The 19,919-nt window shown below is 67.5% G+C and carries 16 protein-coding genes; 10 read left to right on the top strand and 6 right to left on the bottom strand.

The window, feature by feature from the left end; all coding sequences use genetic code 11:
* Positions 1–128 precede the first annotated feature (128 nt).
* Both epsC and IB258_RS25945 read left to right on the top strand, forming a co-directional pair.
* Positions 129–1,076, top strand: coding sequence for a serine O-acetyltransferase EpsC (gene epsC, locus IB258_RS25950; RefSeq protein WP_054453050.1), 948 nt, complete (start codon positions 129–131; stop codon positions 1,074–1,076).
* A 92-nt stretch (positions 1,077–1,168) separates the two neighbouring features.
* Positions 1,169–1,987 carry an NAD-dependent protein deacetylase gene (locus IB258_RS25945; protein WP_119450025.1) on the top strand — a complete coding sequence of 273 codons (819 nt, stop codon included), beginning with the start codon at positions 1,169–1,171 and terminating at the stop codon, positions 1,985–1,987.
* Positions 1,988–2,148: 161 nt separating this feature from the next.
* Here IB258_RS25945 and IB258_RS25940 read toward each other — a convergent pair whose 3' ends face one another.
* The 3 genes from IB258_RS25940 to IB258_RS25930 form a co-directional block, all read right to left on the bottom strand.
* On the bottom strand, positions 2,149–3,003 hold the full coding sequence (locus IB258_RS25940; protein WP_054453047.1) for an inositol monophosphatase family protein: 855 nt from the start codon (positions 3,001–3,003) through the stop codon (positions 2,149–2,151).
* Between the two features lie 148 nt (positions 3,004–3,151).
* Complete coding sequence (locus IB258_RS25935; RefSeq protein ID WP_192353382.1) at positions 3,152–4,621, bottom strand: NAD-dependent succinate-semialdehyde dehydrogenase; 1,470 nt, start codon at positions 4,619–4,621, stop codon at positions 3,152–3,154.
* Positions 4,622–4,744: 123 nt separating this feature from the next.
* Entirely contained in the window at positions 4,745–6,010 is a 1,266-nt protein-coding gene (locus IB258_RS25930; protein ID WP_192353381.1) for a 4-aminobutyrate--2-oxoglutarate transaminase, read from the bottom strand.
* 96 nt (positions 6,011–6,106) lie between these two features.
* On the opposite strand from IB258_RS25930, the gene IB258_RS25925 reads away from it, so the two are divergent.
* Entirely contained in the window at positions 6,107–7,618 is a 1,512-nt protein-coding gene (locus tag IB258_RS25925; RefSeq protein ID WP_367648240.1) for a PLP-dependent aminotransferase family protein, read from the top strand.
* Here IB258_RS25925 and IB258_RS25920 read toward each other — a convergent pair.
* Positions 7,604–8,500, bottom strand: a complete 897-nt coding sequence (locus tag IB258_RS25920; RefSeq protein ID WP_054453679.1) for a DUF72 domain-containing protein — start codon at positions 8,498–8,500, stop codon at positions 7,604–7,606. The two genes, IB258_RS25925 and IB258_RS25920, sit on opposite strands and share 15 nt — an antisense overlap.
* A 119-nt stretch (positions 8,501–8,619) precedes the next feature.
* On the opposite strand from IB258_RS25920, the gene IB258_RS25915 reads away from it, so the two are divergent.
* The 7 genes from IB258_RS25915 to IB258_RS25885 all read left to right on the top strand — a co-directional run bounded on the left by IB258_RS25915 (position 8,620) and on the right by IB258_RS25885 (position 19,045).
* The gene (locus IB258_RS25915; protein ID WP_192353380.1) at positions 8,620–10,725 is read left to right on the top strand and encodes an ATP-dependent helicase; all 2,106 of its coding nucleotides are present in this window, start codon (positions 8,620–8,622) and stop codon (positions 10,723–10,725) included.
* Positions 10,726–10,790: 65 nt separating this feature from the next.
* On the top strand, positions 10,791–11,795 hold the full coding sequence (locus IB258_RS25910; protein WP_054453040.1) for a magnesium and cobalt transport protein CorA: 1,005 nt from the start codon (positions 10,791–10,793) through the stop codon (positions 11,793–11,795).
* A 64-nt stretch (positions 11,796–11,859) separates the two neighbouring features.
* Complete coding sequence (locus IB258_RS25905) at positions 11,860–12,519, top strand: thermonuclease family protein (RefSeq protein WP_370539858.1); 660 nt, start codon at positions 11,860–11,862, stop codon at positions 12,517–12,519.
* A gap of 121 nt (positions 12,520–12,640) precedes the next feature.
* Positions 12,641–14,875: an ABC transporter substrate-binding protein gene (locus tag IB258_RS25900; protein ID WP_119450021.1), complete on the top strand. Its 2,235-nt coding sequence runs from the start codon at positions 12,641–12,643 to the stop codon at positions 14,873–14,875.
* Positions 14,872–15,849, top strand: coding sequence for an ABC transporter permease (locus IB258_RS25895; RefSeq protein WP_054453034.1), 978 nt, complete (start codon positions 14,872–14,874; stop codon positions 15,847–15,849). The genes IB258_RS25900 and IB258_RS25895 overlap by 4 nt, the downstream gene beginning before the upstream one ends.
* A gap of 5 nt (positions 15,850–15,854) precedes the next feature.
* Positions 15,855–17,351 (top strand): ABC transporter permease, encoded by a 1,497-nt coding sequence (locus IB258_RS25890; RefSeq protein ID WP_192353379.1) that lies wholly within the window; start codon positions 15,855–15,857, stop codon positions 17,349–17,351.
* Positions 17,348–19,045, top strand: a complete 1,698-nt coding sequence (locus IB258_RS25885) for an ABC transporter ATP-binding protein (protein WP_054453030.1) — start codon at positions 17,348–17,350, stop codon at positions 19,043–19,045. Before IB258_RS25890 ends, IB258_RS25885 begins: the two co-directional genes overlap by 4 nt.
* Before the next feature lie 43 nt (positions 19,046–19,088).
* Here the strand turns inward: IB258_RS25885 and IB258_RS25880 are convergent, their stop codons facing one another.
* The gene (locus tag IB258_RS25880) at positions 19,089–19,634 is read right to left on the bottom strand and encodes a MarR family winged helix-turn-helix transcriptional regulator (protein WP_054453029.1); all 546 of its coding nucleotides are present in this window, start codon (positions 19,632–19,634) and stop codon (positions 19,089–19,091) included.
* A 28-nt stretch (positions 19,635–19,662) separates the two neighbouring features.
* Positions 19,663–19,919 (bottom strand): hypothetical protein (locus IB258_RS30550; protein WP_192353378.1); only part of this gene is annotated, 257 nt, incomplete at its 5' end.

The raw sequence follows: 19,919 nt of genomic DNA, 5'->3' as shown, positions 1-19,919 counted from the left end.
TACAGTTGACGGAAATATTGCGAAGCAGCATTGCCCGGCGGCCTGGCCGCCGCGGCCGTGCACCGTCAACGAGGCGCACCCATGTTTGAATTCAATCCCTCTACCGGCCTCCTGCAGGAGCTGCAGTCATGAGCGGGCCGACCTACAGCGCGCCGGCCCACTGGAACCTGGACAGCATCGTGTCCGGCCTGCGCGAAGCGCGCGTGGCCTGGCGCGGTCCCCGCGGCCGCCTGCGCGAAGACGCCGGCCTGCGCGAATTCCCGTCGCAGGAAAGCCTGCGCCAGATCGTCAAGGATCTCTGTGGCGCGCTGTTCCCGATGCGCCTGGGTCCCATCGACCTGCGCGAAGAGGTCGAGGACTTCTACGTCGGCCATACCATCGGCGCGGCGCTGGACGCGCTGCTGCACCAGGTCTGTCTTGAATTGCAGTACGTGGGCCGGCCCGAACAGACCGAGCCCGCGGATGCGCGCCAGCGCGCCATCGAGATCGTGCGCCAGTTCGGCGCGGAGCTGCCGCGCGTGCGCGCCGCGCTGGACCTGGACGTGACCGCCGCCTATCAGGGCGACCCGGCCGCGCACAATGTGGACGAGGTCCTGCTGTGCTATCCGGGCGTGGCGGCGATGATCCACCACCGTCTGGCCAACGTGCTGTACCGCCTGGGCGCGCCGATGCTGGCGCGCATCGTGGCGGAAATCGCGCATGCGGATACGGGCATAGACATCCACCCGGGCGCGACCATTGGCCGCAGCTTCTTCATCGACCACGGCACCGGCGTCGTGATCGGCGAGACCGCCATCATCGGCGACCGCGTGCGCCTCTATCAGATGGTCACGCTGGGCGCCAAGCGCTTCCCGCCGGGTGAAAACGGCGAACTCAAGAAAGGCCTGGCGCGTCACCCCTTGATCGAGGACGACGTGGTGATCTACGCTGGCGCGACGATTCTCGGCCGCGTCACCATCGGCAAGGGTTCGACCATCGGCGGCAACGTCTGGCTGACCCGCAGCGTGCCGCCGGGCAGCAACGTGACGCAGGCCAGCCTGGTCAGCGACATGCCCGACTGCGGCCTGGGCGGCTGAGCAGCTTGAGGCCGCAGCTTTTCGCGCAGCGGCCGCCTTTTCGCGCGGGCGCCGATGCGCGCCCGCGTAACGGCCGGCCCTGAGGAGCCTGGATGGACACACGAGTCTCTGATCTGGCCGCGCTGCGCGGCTTTGTCGACCGCCACCCGCGGCTGTTTGTGCTGACGGGGGCGGGCGTCAGCACCGATTCCGGCATCCCCGACTACCGCGACACCGAAGGCGAATGGAAGCGCAAGCCGCCCATGACGCTGCAGACCTTCATGGGCGGCGAACTGGCGCGGGCGCGCTATTGGGCGCGCAGCATGGTGGGCTGGCGCCGTTTCGGCCATGTGCAGCCCAATGCCTCGCACCGGGCGCTGGCGCGGCTGGAATCGCGCGGCCGCGTCTCGGTGCTGGTGACGCAGAACGTCGACGGCCTGCACGAGGCCGCCGGCAGCCGCGACGTCGTCGACTTGCACGGCCGGCTGGACGAGGTGCGTTGCATGGCCTGCGACTGGCGCGGCGGCCGCCAGGCATGGCAAGAGGCGTTGCAGGACGGCAACCCGGAATGGACGCTGCTGGATGCCACGGATGCGCCTGACGGCGACGCCGACCTGGAAGGCGAGGACTTTGCGCAATTTCAGGTGCCGCCCTGTCCGCGCTGCCGCGGCATCGTCAAGCCGGACGTGGTCTTTTTTGGTGAAACCGTGCCGCGCGAACGCGTGGACCGCGCCAACGCCGGCCTCATGAACGCCGACGCGGTGCTGGTGGTGGGGTCATCGTTGATGGTGTATTCCGGCTACCGCTTCGTCAGCGCCGCGTCGCGCAACGGCATGCCGGTAGCTGCCATCAACCTGGGGCGCACCCGCGCCGACAGCATGCTGACGCTGAAAGTGGAACTGCCTTGCGCCGTGGCGCTGGACGCGCTGTAACACACCCCGGGGCCGGCCGGTTTTTGACCGGTCTAAGCAAGTACTTGCCCTGCAAAGGTTTTTTTCGGCTGTTACAGACCTTTCCATAGGGTTGTCCACAGGAACTGGGGATAACTCCTAGGGATAACCCCGAGTTTTCGACCTTTTTAGAGCAGCGTTTGTCAAGTCTCGGGGGCGTCCGCCATGTCCCCCATTAGCGCCTTGCGGGCCGCGTGCCAACTGCCGGCGTCCGGCGCATACAGCAGGCCGCCGGTGCGATGCGTGGGCTTGTAGGGAGAACCGTCGAAGTGGGCCGCGTAGCCGCCGGCTTCGCGGTGCAGCAGCCAGCCGGCTGCGTGGTCCCAGGCCGTCAATTGGTTGTAGAACGCGATGTGGCAGTGCCCGGCGGCCAGCATGCGGTACTCATGCGCGGCGCAACGCAGCGAGGCGGTGCTGCCCAGGCGCGACAGGTTGCTGTTGACGGTGGTACGCATCGGCTCGGGCAGGGCGCCGGTCGAGATCAGGCCGTCCATGTCTTCGGGCGGCGCGGGGCTGGCCACCGCGAGCTGGGCCTGCTTGCCGTTTTCATATTCCATCCAGGCGCCTTCGCCGCGCACGGCGAGCGCGCTGTCTCGGCTGACCGGGTCGTAGATGACGCCCGCGATCACGTCGCCGCGATGGCAGGCGGCGATCATCATGCCGAAGAGAGGCAGGCCCGCGACGTAGTTGCGGGTGCCGTCGATGGGGTCGATCAGGAAGGCCAGGTCGGCGTCGACCAGCATGTTCAGCAGCGCGGGATTGCGGGCCGAGGCCTCTTCGCCGATCAGCACGGCGCCCGGATGCAGCTTGGCCAGGCGCGCGGCGATCAGGCGTTCGGCGGCTTCGTCCGCGTCGGTCACGAGGTCGCGGGCGGAGCTTTTGCCGCGCACAGCGCCTTCCGGCAGATTGCGAAAGCGCGGCATGACTTCCGTCTGCGCGGTTTCGGCCAGGATGGCGGCAAGCCGGCGAGTGTCCTCGCGGGTGAAGGTTCTGCTCATACGGACTCGTTCGGTCAGGGAACGCGCAAATCTACCATGCCGGACGCGGGGCGGGATGCCACATATCGGACTCCCGGAAACCCGCGCGCCAAATGCGCGCGGCCCCCGCCGGCAGAAGCCTGCGGGGGCCGCGGCGCGCAAGGGGCCGTCAGGCGCCCAGGTCCACGCAGAGGTATTTGATCTCCAGGTACTCTTCGATGCCGTACTTCGAGCCTTCGCGGCCCAGGCCGGATTGCTTGACGCCGCCGAACGGGCCGACTTCATTGGAGATGATGCCGGTGTTGATGCCGACGATGCCGTACTCCAGCGCTTCGGACACGCGCCAGATGCGGGCGTAGTCGCGGGTGAAGAAGTAGGCGGCCAGGCCGAAGATGGTGTCGTTGGCCATGCCGATGACTTCCGCTTCGGTTTCGAAGCGGAACAGCGGGGCCACCGGGCCGAAGGTTTCCTCGGTCGCGAAGCGCATCGACTGGGTCACGTCGCGCACCACGGTCGGTTCGAAGAAGGTGCTGCCCAGCGCGTGGGGCTTGCCGCCGGCGATGACCTTGGCGCCGTGCGCGGTCGCGTCGGCGATGTGCTCCTGTACCTTTTCCACGGCGCTGCTGTCGATCAGCGGACCCTGGGTCACGCCGTCGGCGAAGCCGTCGCCGACCTTCATGGCTTCGACCTTGGCGACCAGGCGCTTGGCGATTTCTTCGTACACGCCGGCCTGCACGTAGATGCGGTTGGCGCAGACGCAGGTCTGGCCGGCATTGCGGTACTTGGAAGCCAGGATGCCGTCGACCGCGCGGTCCAGGTCGGCGTCGTCGAACACGATGAAGGGCGCGTTGCCGCCCAGCTCCAGCGACAGCTTCTTGATGGTGGGCGCGCACTGCTCCATCAGCGTGCGGCCGACTTCGGTGGAGCCGGTGAAGCTCAGCTTGCGCACCACGTCGCTTTCGCACAGGGCCGCGCCGATTTCGCGCGAGCTGCCGGTGATGACATGGAACACGCCAGCGGGCACGCCGGCTTCTTCAGCCAGCACGGCCAGCGCCAGCGCGGTCAGCGGGGTCTGTTGCGCGGGCTTGACCACCATGGTGCAGCCGGCGGCCAGGGCCGGGCCGACCTTGCGGGTGATCATGGCGGCCGGGAAGTTCCACGGCGTGATGGCGGCGGTGACGCCGATGGGCTGCTTGAGCGCCATCAGGCGCTGGCCGGCCTTGGGGCTTTGCAGGATGTCGCCGTCGATGCGCTTGGCTTCTTCGCCGAACCACTCCAGGAACGAGGCGGCATAGGCGATTTCGCCGGCGGCTTCGGTCACGGGCTTGCCCTGTTCGGACGTCATGATGGCGGCCAGGTCCTGCTGGTTCTGCATCATGAGCTGTGCCCACTTCAGCAGGATCGCGGCGCGTTCCTTGCCGGTCTTGGCGCTCCAGGCGGGCAGGGCGGCCTCGGCGCTGGCGATGGCTTGTTCGGCTTCCTTGCGGCCCAGCTTGGGCACGGACACGATGGTCTTGCCGGTGGAGGGATTGTCCACGGGGATGGACGGGCCGTTGCCGGCGGCTACCCACTTGCCGTCGATGTAGCAGGCGTCGCGCAGCAGATCGGGGCGCGCCAGGGGATGGGTCAGTGCGGTCATTGTTGGAGTCTCCTTGAAGGGAAGCGGTGGGCCAGGAAACGCTTGCGGGCGTGGCGGCAGATCCGCTACGCCCGCAAAACTTGTGCCTGCCCGCCGGAATACCGGTAGTTCAGGTCCTGTGCGTCAGGCGGCGAGCGCCTCGGACAGGATGGCCAGCGCGCGATCGAACTGGGCGTCGGGGATGGTCAAGGGGTACAGGAAGCGCAGGACGTTGCCGTACACACCGCAGCTTAGCAAAATCAGGCCCTTTTCGATGGCGCGGGCTTGCACACGCTTGACCGCTTCCGCGTCCGGCTTGCCGGTGGCGGGATCGTTCAGTTCCAGGGCGACCATGGAGCCCAGGCCGCGCACGTCGGCGATGCCCGGCACCTTGGCGCGCAGGCCTTCCAGGTGCGCGCGCAGCTTGTCGCCCAGGGTGACGGCGCGTTCGCACAGCTTTTCCTCGGCGATCACGTCCAGCACGGCATGCGCCGCGGCGACCGCCAGCGGGTTGCCGGCGTAGGTGCCGCCCAGGCCGCCGGCCGCAGGCGCGTCCATGACGTCGGCGCGGCCGACCACGCCCGAGATCGGGAAGCCGCCGCCCAGGCTCTTGGCCATGGTGATCAGGTCGGCCTGGACCGAGTGGTGTTCCATGGCGAACAGCTTGCCGGTGCGGCCGAAGCCGGTCTGGACTTCGTCGGCGATCAGCAGGATGCCGTGTTCGTCGCAGATCTTGCGCAGCGCCGTCATCAGTTCCGGCGGGGTGATGTTGAAGCCGCCTTCGCCCTGGACAGGTTCCAGAATGATGGCCGCGACGCGCTTGGGATCGATGTCGCACTTGAACAGCAGGTCCAGCCCCTTGAGCGAGTCCGCCACGGTGATGGACTGGGTGGCGTTGGGGAAGGGCACGTGATAGATGTCGCCCGGCATCGGACCGAACGACAGCTTGTACGGGGCGACCTTGCCGGTCAGCGCCATGCCCAGCATGGTGCGGCCGTGGAACGAACCCGAGAAGGCGATGACGCCCGAGCGGCCGGTGGCCGAGCGCGCGATCTTGATGGCGTTTTCGACGGCTTCGACGCCGGTGGTGAAGAAGGCGCTCTTCTTCAGGCCGTCGATGGGGGCGAGGCGGTTGATGCGCTCGGCCAGCGAGACATAGCCTTCGTACGGCACGATCTGGTAGGCCGTGTGCGTGAAGTTGTCCAGCTGCGCGGAGACCGCGGCCTTGATCTTCGGGTGCAGGTGGCCCGTGTTCAGGACGGCGATGCCGCCTGCGAAATCGATATATTCCTTGCCATTGGTGTCCCACAGGGTGGCGTTTTCGGCGCGCACCGCGTAGAAGTCGCACATGACGCCGACGCCGCGGGGCGTGGCCAGGGAACGGCGGGTATTCAGGTCCTGATTCTTCATCTCAGCCTCTGCGAGCATGATGGGGCGGGAAAACCTTATTTAATGCTACGATGGCCCCATTTGTGGGAACCACTTTTATAAATCGGGTAGAACCAATTGCGGTCCATAGTCGGTGACTTGCTGCAGCTGCGGCTGGCGGACGGCTCCAGCGAGCCCATGAACAAGCGGCTGTACCGCGGCATCCGCGAAGCCATCCTGGATGGAGCCATTGCCGCGGACTCGCGCCTGCCCGCCTCGCGGGACCTGGCGGCAGAGCTCGGCATCGCCCGCAACACCGTGGTCCACGTCTATAGCCAACTGCTGGCTGAAGGCTACACCCGCAGTCGCCAGGGCAACGGCACCTTCGTCAACGCCTCGGTGCCGGATTCCTACCTGGCCAGCGGCCGGCGCAAGCGCCAGCCGCCGCCCGCGCAGCCGCGCCCGGCGCTGTCGCCGCGCGGCGCCGCCATCGTCGACGGCGTCTCGGCCTCGCCCTACCAGTGGGGCGCCTTCATGCCCGGCGTGCCCGACCTGACCGAATTCCCGCACAAGAAGTTCGGCCGCATTTTCAGCGCCCTGTGGCGCAATCCCTCGCCCGACCTGCTGACCTACGCCTACGGCGGCGGGCTGCCGGCCCTGCGCGAGGCGCTGGCGCAGCACCTGGCGCTGACGCGCTCGATCGATTGCGATCCCGAGCAGATCATCATCACCGAGGGCTCGCATCAGGCCATCGACCTGACCACCCGCATCCTGGGCGAAGCCGGCGAGACCGCCTGGGTCGAGGATCCTGGCTACTGGGGCGCGCGCACCGTGCTGCAGGCCAACGGCCTGCACACCGTGCACCTGCCGGTGGACGAGGAGGGCATGCGCCTGCCGGAGACCGTGGGCACGCCGCCGCGTTTCATCTTCGTCACGCCCTCGCACCAGTATCCGCTGGGGCCGGTCATGTCGCTGACGCGCCGGCGCCAGTTGCTGGCGGTGGCGCGGCAAAGCGGCAGCTGGATCATCGAAGACGACTACGACAGCGAATTCCGCTTCTCCGGCCGGCCCATCGCTTCGCTGTTGGGCTTGGAACCCGACGCGCCCGTGATCTACATGGGAACCTTCAGCAAGACCTTGTATCCGGGCCTGCGCGTGGGCTACCTGGTGCTGCCCAAGACCCTGACCGCCGCGTTCCAGGCAGCGCACGCCGAGCTCTACCGCGAGGGCCACCTGATGACGCACGCGGCCCTGGCCACGTTCATCTCGGAAGGCCACTACGCCGCCCACATCCGCCGCATGCGCATGCTGTACGGACGCCGCCGCGCCATGCTGGTCAATCTGATTGAACGCAGGCTGGGGCCGGATTGGCTGCATCGCGACGCCAGCATGGCGGGGCTGCATCTGGTGCTGACGCTGCCCGAGGACATGGACGATCTGCGCGTGGTGGATGTGGCGCGCAGCAAGGGCGTGCTTACGCGCGCGCTGTCGCGCTACTACGTCAACGACGAGGGCCGCCGGCCGGGCCTGCTGCTGGGCTATGCCTGCGTGCCGGAGCACGACATTGCGCGCAAATTCGAGGTGCTGCTGGACAGCCTGAACGAAGTGGCGCGCGCGTCCGTCGCGCTGGCGGCGTCAGGCGGGCGCTAGCGCCGCCGCGAAGGCCGCGGCGTTGCGCATGCCCTGGTCTTCGAAGTTGGTGTTGAACACCGCGTGCGCCTGGGCGCTTTGCGCCGCCAGCCGCGCGAAGCGCTCGGCCAGTTCGGCCAGCTCCTGTTCCGAGTATTCGTATTGGAAGCGGCCCGAGGACGCGGCGCCGGACACGTTCCAGGCGGCCGTATTGCGTCCGTGCAGGCGCAGCAGCGTCAGCTCCGGATGGGTGCACTCCCAGACCGCGGGCACGGTGTTGTCGAAGCCTTGGGGGCTATCGACCACCGTATGGACCACGCCGAGATCGCGTTCGAAGGCCAGGGTGTCCGTGGTGGCGGAGGGCGACTCGAACCAGCTGCGGTGGCGGAATTCCACCGACACCAGGTGTTCTTCCATGCGACGCGCGCAGTCGGCCACCCGCGCCCGACCGCGCGCGTCGCGCCGGATCCAGGGCGGGAACTGGAAATGCACCGCGCCCAGCTTGCCCGTCATGCGCAAGGGTTCCAGCGCAAGCTGGTAGCGGCGCCAGAGTTCATCGCGCAGGTCGGCGGGCATGCGGTCGTGGTAAATGACGGGTTCCGGCCAATCGGGCAGTTCGCGCCGGATGTCCGCGGGCAGCGCGGATAGCGGCGTCTGATGGCCGGTGAACAGCCGGAAGGCCTTGATGTTGAAGACGAAATCGTCCGGCGTGCGCTGCGCCCACAAGTAGGCGTTTTCGGCCGTGGGCATGGCGTAATAGCTGGAATCGACCTCGGCCATGGGAAAGCGCGAGGCATAGAAGCGCAGCCGCGCTTCGGCGCTGCGGACCTCCGGCGGGTAGAAGCGGCCGCAGGCCAGCAGGGTGGGATCGGTCCAGGAGGCGGTGCCGGTCAAGAGGCGCATGGCCACAGGCGAATCAGACTTTATTGAAAAAATTCTGTATAAATATACAGTGTTCATCCGAAGCCCGGCAATGTCCGGGCTCGCCGTTTTCAGCGGCTGCCTTGCTGCGGCCCCGCCCCATGTCCGACCAAACCGATACGTCCAACCCGTCCGCCGAACGCCCCGATCCCCTGGCCGATCTCAACCCCGCCCAACGCGAGGCCGCCGAATTCGGCGTGGCCGGCGCGCCGGGAGACGACGGCCCCCTGCTGGTGATCGCCGGGGCAGGCTCGGGCAAGACCAATACGCTGGCCCACCGGGTCGCGCACCTGATTCTGAACGGCGCCGATCCCCAGCGCATGCTGCTGTTGACCTTCTCGCGCCGCGCGGCGCTGGAAATGGAGCGGCGCGTAGGCTCGGTGCTGCAGCGGGTGATGAGGCTGCGCGCCACGCAGCAGGCGCCGTCGCTGCCCTGGGCCGGCACCTTCCACGCCATCGGCGCGCGCCTGCTGCGCGATTGCGCGCAACGCATCGGCCTGTCCGAGGCCTTCACCATCCACGACCGCGGCGACGCCGAGGACCTGATGGGCATGGTGCGCCACGAACTGGGCCTGTCGTCCACCAAGTCGCGCTTTCCGCTCAAGGGCACCTGCCTCGCCATCTATTCGCGCGTGGTCAACAGCCAGACCCCGGTGGCCGACGTGCTGAAGACCTCCTTCCCCTGGTGCGCCCAATGGGAAGAGGAACTCAAGAACCTGTTCCGCGCCTACGTCGCGGCCAAGCAGGACCAGCAGGTGCTGGACTACGACGACCTGCTGCTGTACTGGGCCGAGATGATGGGCGACCCCGGCATCGCGGCCGACGTGGGCGCGCGCTTCGACCACGTACTGGTGGACGAATACCAGGACACCAACCGCTTGCAATCCGCCATCCTGCTGGCGATGAAGCCCGACGGCCGCGGCCTGACGGTGGTGGGCGACGATGCCCAATCCATCTATTCGTTCCGCGCGGCCACGGTGCGCAACATCCTGGACTTTCCGAACCAGTTTCCCAACCCGGCCAGGGTCATCACGCTGGACCGCAACTACCGTTCCACCCAGCCCATCCTGAACGCGTCCAATGCCGTGATCGGCCTGGCCACGGAACGTTACGCCAAGGACCTGTGGACCGATCGCCAGTCGTCCCAGCTGCCCGAACTGGTGACGGTCAGCGACGAAGCCGGCCAGGCGCGCTGGGTGGCCGACCAGGTGCTGGCGCAGCGCGAAGGCGGGGCCACGCTCAAGTCGCAGGCGGCGCTGTTCCGCACCGCCAGCCACAGCGCCGCGCTGGAACTCGAACTGACCCGCCGCAACATTCCCTTCGTGAAGTTCGGCGGGCTGCGCTTCCTGGAGGCCGCGCACGTGAAGGACCTGTTGTCGCTATTGCGCTGGGCGGAGAATCCGCGCGGCCGCATGGCGGGCTTTCGCGTGGCGCAGTTGCTGCCCGGCATCGGCCCGGCCACGGCGGGCAAGCTGATGGACGCCATGTCCGCCTCCGCCGAACCGCTGCGCGCGCTGCGCGAATTCAAGCCGGGCGCGGCGGCGCAGGAAGAGTGGGGCGCTTTCGCCGATACGTATGCGGCCTTGTGCGACCCCGCGCTGAAATGGCCCGCCGACGTGGACCTGGCCCTGCGCTGGTATGGCGCGCAGCTGGAACGCCTGTATGACGATGCGCGCGTGCGCCGCGCCGACCTGGACCAGCTGGGGCGCATCGCCGCGGGCTACGGCTCGCGCGAACGCTTCCTGACCGAACTGACGCTGGATCCGCCGGACGCCACCAGCGACGAGTCCGGCGCGCCGCATCGCGACGAGGACTACATGATCCTTTCCACCATCCATTCCGCCAAGGGACAGGAATGGAAGGCGGTCTATGTCCTGAACGTGGTGGACGGCTGCATCCCGTCGGACATGAGCACCGGCACGGCCGAGGAAATCGAGGAAGAGCGCCGCCTGTTGTATGTGGCGATGACACGCGCCAAGGAACGCCTGCAGCTCATCGTGCCGCAGCGCTTCTACGTGCACCAGCAGACCGGCATGGGCGACCGGCACGTCTACGGATCGCGCACGCGCTACATCACCAATGCGATGCTGCCGCTGTTCGACCACCTGCCCAAGCTGCCGGACCTGCCCGCCGGGCGCGCCGCGCCGAAGGAGCCTCAAGCGCCCAGCGTGGACGTGGCCAAGCGGGTGCGGAACCTGTTCTCGTAGGCTGGGCTATCATCGGCCGATACGCATAAGCTGTCCGGCAGGGATCGCATTGCAAAAGGGTGTTTATGTCTACTGAAGAACATACCGCCGACGACTCGAAACGAGAGGTCGTCGCATCGATCGCCTATGTGAACGGACGGCGGGAACGCGAGGTTCCCATCGACGAAGTCGCCCAGTACGTCAGCCAGGACCACGGCATGCTGTGGATCGGCCTGCGCAATCCGCGCCCGGAAGTGCTGGCGAAGGTCGCCAGCGAACTTGGCGCCTGCGACAAGAACCAGGAAGAAATGCTGGAATCCCACCGGCGGCCGAAGATCATCGACTACGGCAACATGATCCTCATCGTCGCCATCACGGTCGAGGTCGAGGCCGAGCGCCCCATCTTCGGCGAGACCCAGTTCCTGATCGGCGATGGCTTTTTGGTCACGGTGCGGCGCGGCGCCACCGCCGGCCATAGCCCCTTGCGCGAACGGCTGGAAGCCTCGCCCGACCTGCTCAAGCGCGGCAGCGACTATGTGGCTTCCGAACTGCTTGACTGGCTGGTGGATCGCTATGTAGCCGCCGCCGGCAAGATCGAATCCGTGGTCGAAGGCGCCGAACAGAAGCTGCTGATCCGAGGCGCCAAGGACTCGGACATCCGCAGGCTGTACCGGCAACGCCGCGACCTGCTGCGCATCCATACCGTGGTGTCGCCGCTGGCCGAAATCTGCCGACGCCTGGCGCGGGTCGAGATGTCCGCGGTGGACGAGCATGCCCGTCCGTATTTCGGCGAAGTCGCCGACCGCGTGCTGCGCGTGGATGAACTTTTCAACTCGCTGCGCGAATCCCTGGCCTTCGCCTTTGAAGCCAGCCTGATGATAGGCCAGGCCGCGCAGAACGACACCACCCGCAAGCTGGCGTCCTGGGCCGCCATCCTGGCGGTGCCCACGGCCATTGCCGGCATCTACGGCATGAACTTTGAATTCATGCCCGAACTGAAATCGCCCTGGGGCTATCCGATCACGCTGGGCGTCATCGTGTCGATCTGTTCGGTCCTGTATTGGCGCTTCCGCAAGTCGGGGTGGCTGTAGCGGGCGACTCCACGCCTCGCCTTTATGGCAAACTGCCTGCGTTTTCCTTCCTGGAGCCTGGCTGGTGCGTGGCAAATCCCCTTTACGCGGCGGCAGCAAGCTGACCGCCCTGATCGTCGCCGTGATCCTTGCGGCGGCAGGCGCCATCGTCAACTGGCTGCAGCCTTCGGGAAGAGAGGGGCAGGACCGGGCTGAACGGCAGGCGCCTTCAGCCCAGGGCCGGCCCGGCGCGACGCTGGCTGGCGGCATTCCGCAGGGCAGCTATACGCTTACCGGCATGATCGTCAACGTGGCCGACGGCGACACCGTGACGCTGCGCGCGTCCGACGGTCAGCACCGCATCCGCATGGACAGTATCGATGCGCCCGAAGAGGGCCACGGGTCCGACCAGCCCGGGCAACCCTATGCCGAGGCCGCGCGCAAGAACCTGGCCGGCCTGGTCGCGGGCAAGACGCTAAGCGCGCAATGCTACGAGAAGGACCAGTACGGCCGGGAAGTCTGCGCCCTGATCCTGGATGACGGCCGTTCGGCCAACCGCCTGCAGGTGGAGGCCGGCTACGCCTGGGCCTATACGGCGCGCCAGGGCGACTACCTGCGCGACAGGGCCATGCCGGACCTGCAGCGCCAGGCCAAGGCGGCCGGGCGCGGCCTGTGGGCGCAGCCCGGCGCCATGCAACCCTGGAAGTGGCGCTACGACTGCTGGCGGCAGCGCCAGTGCGGTTGAACCCGCGCGGGCCGGCCCGGAACGCCGCGCCCGAGCGCCGCCAGCCCTGGGGGATGCCTGGGTATGGTCCCCGGCCCGTGTTTGCTATCCTCTGTCGCAACGATTCGAAGGGAAGGTTTCCATGCGTGCATTGAAGCGGCTCTGGGCGGCGGCCATGCTGCTGTCGCTGGCGTTGGCGGGCTGCTCGCAAGAAAGCCCCATCAACAGCCCCTATCCGTCCGGCGCCGAAAGCCAGAACACGCTGTTTTCCGCCTTCGTCAAGCGATCTCCGAAGTACCTGGATCCGGCCAGCTCTTATTCCGGCGACGAGACCCCTTATACGTACAACATCTATGAGACGCTGTACGGCTACCACTACCTGAAGCGGCCCTACGAACTGGTGCCGCGCGCGGCGGCGTCGATCGACCCGCCCGTCTACCTGGATGCGCAGGGCAATACGTTGCCCGCCGACGCGCCCGGCGAGCAGATCGCGCAAAGCATCTACGACATCAAGATCCGGCCGGGGGCGCGCTACGCGCCGCACCCGGCATTCGCCCGCAAGACCGATGGCAGCTACGACTACTTTCCGCTTGCGCCGGGCGAACTGGACGACAAGTTCTACATTCCCGATTTCCCGCGCACCGGCACGCGCGAACTGACGGCCGACGATTACGTCTACGCGTTCCGGCGCCTGGTCAGCCCGCGCGTGGTGTCGCCGATCTCCAGCCTCATGACCGAGCACGTGACGGGCCTGAAGGAGTATGCGGACCGGCTGCGCCAGCGCGACCAGGCGCTGCGGCAAGACATGCCGGGCGGTGCCGGTGCGCCCTGGCTGGACCTGCGCGAGGCCGACGGCTTTACGGGCGTGCAGGCGCTGGATCCGCACACGCTGCGCATCCGCGTGAACGGCAAGTACCCGCAGTTCAAGTACTGGCTGGCCATGACCTTCACCGCGCCCATCCCCTGGGAAGCGGACCGCTTCTACAGCCAGCCCGGCATGGCGGCGCACGACCTGTCGTTCAATACCTGGCCAGTCGGCACCGGCCCCTACATGCTGGTGGAGTCGCTGCAGAACCGCCGCCACGTGCTGGGCCGCAACCCCAACTTCCACGGCGAACCCTATCCCTGCGAAGGCGAGCCCGGCGACGCGGCCGCGGGGCTGCTGGCCGACTGCGGCAAGCCCACGCCCTTCATCGACCGCGCGGAATTCAGCGTCGAAAAGGAAGCCATCCCGCTGACCGGCAAGTTCCTGCAGGGCTATTACGACGTGCCGCAGATCGAGCGCGGCGAGTACGGCGTGGCCATGCTGGTCGCGGCGGGCGACAGCCAGGACAAGGCGCGCCTGTACAACGAACACGGCATCAAGCTGCCCACGACCGTCGAGACCGCCAACTGGTACATGGGCTTCAACTGGCTGGACCCAGTGGTGGGCAAGGGCGACACGCCGGAGCAGGAAGAACGGAACCGCAAGCTGCGCCAGGCCATCAGCATCGCCTTCGACTGGGAAGAGTACGTCGCGGTGTTCGAAAACAGCCAGGCTTCAGTGGCCTACGGCCCGGTGCCGCCGGGCGTGCTCGGCTACCGCGAACCGCCCGAGGGCGTGAACCCCGTGGTCTACAACCTGGTCGACGGCAAGCCCGTGCGCAAGTCCGTGGACGTGGCCCGCCGCCTGCTGGCCGAAGCCGGCTACCCAGACGGCCGCAACGCCAAGACCGGTGCGCCGCTGGTGCTCTATTACGACTCGATGCAGGGCGGCGGCTCCAATCCGCAGTTCGACTGGATGCGGCGTCAGATGGCCAAGATCGGCGTGCAGCTGGACGTGCGCGCCACCGACTACAACCGCTTCCAGGACAAGATGATGCGCGGGTCCGCGCAGATCTTCCTGTGGGGCTGGAACGCCGACTATCCCGACGCCGAGAACTTCCTGTTCCTGCTGTACGGTCCCAACGCCAAGGCCAAGGGCGGCGGCGAGAACGCGGCCAACTACGCCAGCCCCGAATACGACCGCCTCTTCGAGCAGATGAAGTTCCTGGACGATGGCCCTGAAAAGGAACAGCTCATCGCCAAGATGACCGCCATCGTGCAGCGCGACGCGCCCTGGATGTTCGGCTATTTTCCGATGTCGGGCGGCGCCTACCAGCAATGGGTTGGCAACGCCAAGCCGACCCAGATGGTGCGCAATACGCTGCAGTACATGAAGATAGACCCGGTCCTGCGGCAGCAGAAGATCGACGAGTGGAACTATCCGAGGTGGTGGCCCATAGGCCTGTTCGCGCTGTTGCTGGCGCTGGCGATATGGCCGTCGTATGTGGCGCTGAAGCGGCGTGAACGGCAGACGGCATTCGCGCCGGCCCTGGGCAAGGAGCATCAATCATGATCGGCTACGTGATCCGCCGGTTGCTGTACGGCGTGCTGATCCTGATCGGCGTGAATCTTTTCACCTTCATCCTGTTCTTCGCCGTGAATACGCCCGACGACATGGCGCGGCTGGCCATCGGCGGGCAGCGCGCCAACCAGGAAGCCGTGGAGAAATGGAAGGTCGAGCGCGGCTACGACAAACCGCTGTTCTTCAACGCCAAGGCGCAAGGCGCGGCGCAGCTGACCGACACGGTGTTCTACCAGCGTTCGGTGCCTCTGCTGGTCATGGACTTCGGCGCGTCGGACGGTGGACGCGACATCGGCCGCGAGATCAAGACGCGCATGGGGCCCAGCCTGGCGCTGGCGGTGCCTACGTTTTTCCTGGGGCTCTTCGTCAGCATCGTCTTTTCCCTGACGCTGGTGTATTTCCGCGCCACGCGGCTCGATTTCTGGGGCGTGGTGGTCTGCGTGCTGCTGCTGTCCATCTCCAGCCTGTTCTACATCATCGCCGGCCAATGGGTCTTTGCGAAGCTGCTGCGGCTGGTGCCGTTCTCGGGCTTTTCGGGCGGGCTGGACGTGGTCAAGTTCCTGGCGTTGCCGGTGCTGGTCGCGATCGTGTCGCGGCTGGGTCCGGAGGCGCGCTTCTACCGCACCCTGTTCCTGGAGGAGATCGGCAAGGACTATGTGCGCACCGCGCGCTCCAAGGGCCTGGCTGAACGCATCGTGCTGTTCCGGCACGTGCTGCGCAACGCCATGCTGCCCATCCTGACCAGCACGGTGGCCGCGCTGCCGCTGCTCTTCATGGGCAGCCTGATCGCGGAGTCCTTCTTCGGCATTCCCGGCCTGGGCAGCTACACCATCGACGCCATCAACGCGCAGGACTTCTCCATCGTGCGCGCCATGGTGTTCCTGGGCGCCGCCCTCTATATCGTGGGGCTGATCCTGGCCGACATTTCCTACACGCTGGCCGATCCCCGCGTCCGATTCGAGTAGCCGCCATGCCCAAGTTCGTCTTCCTCTGGACCGATATCGCGCTGTGGCTCATGGTGCTGGGCGCGCTTGCCTATGTCTGGCACGTGCGGCGCAGCCCGAACCTGCGCGCGACCTGGGCGCGCGTGGCGCGCGACACGCCCGCCATGTGCTCGGCGGTGATCCTGGCCGCGTTCGTGGTGGTGGGTCTGCTGGACTCGGTGCATTACCGGCCGCTGCTGCCGCCGGCCCCCGGCGCGGCCGCCGACGCACCGCCGGCCTATGCGCCCGCGGTGCGCTCGGCGCTGGACGGGCTGCTCACCGGCTCGGTGCTGACGACGCCGGAAAAGACCTATTCCGAGCCCTTGGCGATACGGCAGTTCACCAAGGAAACCATGCTCGTCAACGACAAGCCGGTGCGCGACTTTCCCCGGCTGCGAGGGGCCGGCGTGCATCTGGAGGACGCCGATCGCGACCACCTGGGCGATGTCGCCAAGCGGCTAGGGCTGGGCCTGGCCGCAGGGCTTGCGGTGTCCGCCGTCGTGATCGGGCTGATGTATGCGGGCTTGGCCAGGCGGCGCGCCGCAAGGCCCGCCGACGAGGCGGCTTCGGACGTGCCCTGGCGCGCCATGGCCGTCACCTTCACGCTGCTGTGCCTGACGGCAGGCGCCTTGGCCGGCCTGTCCAGCGGCTATCACGCGCTGGGCACCGACCGCATCGGCAACGACGTGTTGTGGCAGGCGCTCAAGAGCATCCGCACCGCGCTGGTCATCGGCAGCCTCACCACCATAGCCATGCTGCCGCCGGCCATCGTCTTCGGCATCGCCGCCGGTTATTTCAAGGGCAAGGTCGACGACGGCATCCAGTATCTCTACACCACCATCACCTCGATTCCGGGCGTGCTGCTGGTGGCCGCCTGCGCGTTGATGATGCAGGTGTACATCGACAATCACGCCGACCTGTTCGACACCTCGGCCGCGCGCGCCGACCTGCGGCTGTTCCTGCTCTGCATGATCCTGGGTTTCACGGGCTGGGCCGGGCTGTGCCGCCTGCTGCGCGCCGAAACCCTCAAGCTGCGCGAGCTGGAATACGTGCAGGCGGCGCGGGCCTTCGGTGTCTCGCACTGGCGCATCATGACCCGCCATCTGCTGCCCAATGTGGCGCATCTGGTCCTGATCACCGTGGTGCTGGAATTTTCCGGGCTGGTCCTGTACGAGGCGGTGCTGTCCTATCTGGGCATAGGCGTGGATCCCAGCATGAACTCCTTCGGCTCCATGATCGATGGCGCCCGTCTGGAAATGTCCCGAGACCCGATGATCTGGTGGAACCTCTTGACCGCATTCCTGTTCATGCTGGCGCTGGTGCTGGCCGCCAACCTGTTCGCCGACGCGGTGCGCGATGCCTTCGATCCGCGTACGCGCCGCTACAAGCCCGGCCGCATGGCGCGCTTCGGCCTGTTCGGCCGCGCACCGCGCACGGCCCTGGCGACCGATACGCGCCAGTCCCGTACGGGAGATGCGCCATGAGCCAGGCTCCCTTGCTTGAAGTGCACGGCCTGGACGTCGATATCGCCGGCGAAAGCGGCATGACGCATGCGGTCAAGCGCCTGCAGCTGGCGATCTCCAGACGCCAGACCTTTGCGCTGGTCGGCGAATCGGGGTGCGGCAAGAGCATGACGGCGCTGGCGCTCCTGCGCCTGCTGCCCGACGCCGGCCGCATCGTGGGCGGACAGATCGACCTGGACGGAGAAGACCTCAACCGCCTGCCGGAAAGCGCCATGCGCGGCGTGCGCGGCGGGCGCATCGGCATCATCTTCCAGGAGCCGTCCACCAGCCTGAACCCGGTCATGCGGGTGGGCGACCAGATCATCGAAACGCTGATCGCCCATACTCCCTTGCGTGGCGCGGCGGCGCGCGCCCGAGCCGTGGACTGGCTGCGGCGGGTAGGCATCCCGGAGCCCGAGCGGCGCATCGACGACTATCCCTTCCAGTTCTCGGGCGGCCAGAAGCAGCGCGTCATGATCGCCATCGCGCTGGCGGCCGAGCCTGTGCTGCTCATCGCCGACGAGCCCACCACCGCGCTGGACGTGACGGTGCAGGCGCAGGTGCTGGACCTGCTGGCCGACATCCAGCGGGAAATGGGCATGGCGGTGCTGCTGATCACCCACGACCTCGCGGTGGTGAAGAACGTCGCCCATCATGTGGCGCTGATGCGCGGCGGCGAGATCGTTGAAAGCGCCGACGCCGAGGAATTCTTCCGCGCACCCAAACATCCCTATGCGCGGCAGTTGTTCGAAGCGATCCCCACGTTTGAAAAGCGCGGCACGCCGCTCACGGCAAGCGGCCGCGAGGCCATGGCGCGCGACGAGGCCCGGCTGGCCGCCAGCGCCCAGGCGGGCGAAGCGGCAGTGGTGCTGGACGTGCAGGACCTGAAGGTCCATTACCCCGTGCGCAAGGGGCCGCTGCGGCGCATCGCAAGCTGGGTCAAGGCCGTGGATGGCGTGACCTTCACCCTGAAGGCGGGCGAGACGCTGGCCTTGCTGGGCGAGTCCGGCTGCGGCAAGACCACCACGGGCAAGGCGCTGCTGCGCCTGATCGACGGCGCACGCGTTTCAGGCCGGGCCATGCTGCAAGGGCAGGACGTGCTGTCCGCGGACCGGCGCACGCTGCAGCGCCTGAGGCAGGACATCCAGATCGTGTTCCAGGATCCCTATGCCTCGCTCGACCCGCGCATGCGGGTGGGCGACATCCTGGATGAGGGGCTGGCGTCCCTGCGCAGCGGCATGGACAAGGAATCGCGCCGCACGCACGCCGCAAGGCTGATCGAGCGTGTGGGCCTGCCGTCCAATACCCTGGCGCGCTATCCGCATGAATTCTCGGGCGGCCAGCGTCAACGGATCGCCATTGCGCGGGCGCTGGCGGTCGAGCCCAAAGTGTTGATCTGCGATGAGCCCACATCGGCGCTGGACGTTTCCGTGCAGGCCCAGATCCTGGACCTGCTGCGCGAGCTGCAGGCAGAGTTGGGCATCGCCTACCTGTTCATCACGCACAACTTCGGCGTGGTCGAATATCTGGCGGACCGCATCGCCGTCATGGACGGCGGGCGCATCATCGAATTGGGACAGGCCGATGCGGTTCTGCACGAACCGCGCCAGGACATGACGCGCAGGTTGCTGGCCGCGGTGCCGCGCCTGCACTTCGGGCCGCGCGAAGCGGCCTGATCGGGCGTTCGAAGCAGCGGGGGCGGAGGCCCCCGCCGTCTTGCTACCCGGCCTGATGCGCGCTGCCTGTCTCCAGCCAGGCCAGGGTGTCGCGCTTCAGGCTGCGGCCGCAACGCGTCAGGAACGCATGCACTGCCTCCAGTTCCGCGGTGTCATACCCGCGCGCCGTCGTGGCGATGGCCTCGGCGATCCACTGCCGTTCCTGCGCCAGCGCCTGGCACGATTCCTCGACCGGCCGGATCACGATCATCCGGCGGTCCAGCGGGTGGCGGCCGCGCTGGACATAACCGGCCGCCTCCAGCCGGTTGATCAAGGCGGTCGCGCCGCCGGAGCTGATGCCCATCAACTGGGCCAGATGGCCGGTTGGAAGGGCATCGAACTCCATGACCAGCTCCAGCGCCTTCAGATCCGCCAGGGGAATGCCCAGCTTCTCCGCCAGGGCCGACTGGCATGCCGCGTTGTAGGCGGCGAACTGCCGGCCCAGCAGCAGGACGATTTCGTCCAGCATGCCGGACCGCCGGTTGCTTACTGCTGATTCAGCCATGCCGGTCACATGCTCGTGGTGAAAGTAGGTCTGTTGTTGCAGCATGATGTGGGTTCCTGGCGGTTGCGATGGATTACTTCTTGCCGGCCAGGCCGCCGAGCAGTCCGCCCAGCAGGCCGCCGTTGGCGGTCCCGCCGGAAGACCCGCCCGCCGCCGTGCCGCCCGTCAGGCTGCCCGTCACCCCGCCCAGCAAACCACCGAGCAGTCCGCCGTTGGCCGCGCCGCCGCTCGTGCCGCCCGATCCTCCCGTGGCGGGAGGCGCGCCGGCGGAGGCGCCCGCGCCCGCACCGGCGCCCGCGCCAGCCGCCACGTTCACGCCGCCCACCAATC

This window comes from Achromobacter sp. ACM02 (assembly GCF_014851605.1).
In the GTDB taxonomy this organism is placed as follows: domain Bacteria; phylum Pseudomonadota; class Gammaproteobacteria; order Burkholderiales; family Burkholderiaceae_B; genus Achromobacter; species Achromobacter aegrifaciens.
The sequence above is the reverse complement of the archived record's forward strand: the minus strand, read 5'-3'. Positions and strand labels throughout refer to the sequence as shown.

Excerpts from the sequence above, each read along its gene's own strand:
- IB258_RS25915 (WP_192353380.1), top strand. The coding sequence starts at position 8,620 with ATGTCCGACCAAACCGATACGTCCAACCCGTCCGCCGAACGCCCCGAT.
- IB258_RS25880 (WP_054453029.1), bottom strand. The coding sequence starts at position 19,634 with ATGCTGCAACAACAGACCTACTTTCACCACGAGCATGTGACCGGCATG.
- IB258_RS25885 (WP_054453030.1), top strand. The coding sequence starts at position 17,348 with ATGAGCCAGGCTCCCTTGCTTGAAGTGCACGGCCTGGACGTCGATATC.
- IB258_RS25900 (WP_119450021.1), top strand. The coding sequence starts at position 12,641 with ATGCGTGCATTGAAGCGGCTCTGGGCGGCGGCCATGCTGCTGTCGCTG.
- IB258_RS25935 (WP_192353382.1), bottom strand. The coding sequence starts at position 4,621 with ATGACCGCACTGACCCATCCCCTGGCGCGCCCCGATCTGCTGCGCGAC.
- IB258_RS25940 (WP_054453047.1), bottom strand. The coding sequence starts at position 3,003 with ATGAGCAGAACCTTCACCCGCGAGGACACTCGCCGGCTTGCCGCCATC.
- IB258_RS25910 (WP_054453040.1), top strand. The coding sequence starts at position 10,791 with ATGTCTACTGAAGAACATACCGCCGACGACTCGAAACGAGAGGTCGTC.
- IB258_RS25930 (WP_192353381.1), bottom strand. The coding sequence starts at position 6,010 with ATGAAGAATCAGGACCTGAATACCCGCCGTTCCCTGGCCACGCCCCGC.
- IB258_RS25945 (WP_119450025.1), top strand. The coding sequence starts at position 1,169 with ATGGACACACGAGTCTCTGATCTGGCCGCGCTGCGCGGCTTTGTCGAC.
- IB258_RS25920 (WP_054453679.1), bottom strand. The coding sequence starts at position 8,500 with ATGCGCCTCTTGACCGGCACCGCCTCCTGGACCGATCCCACCCTGCTG.
- epsC (WP_054453050.1), top strand. The coding sequence starts at position 129 with ATGAGCGGGCCGACCTACAGCGCGCCGGCCCACTGGAACCTGGACAGC.
- IB258_RS25895 (WP_054453034.1), top strand. The coding sequence starts at position 14,872 with ATGATCGGCTACGTGATCCGCCGGTTGCTGTACGGCGTGCTGATCCTG.
- IB258_RS25890 (WP_192353379.1), top strand. The coding sequence starts at position 15,855 with ATGCCCAAGTTCGTCTTCCTCTGGACCGATATCGCGCTGTGGCTCATG.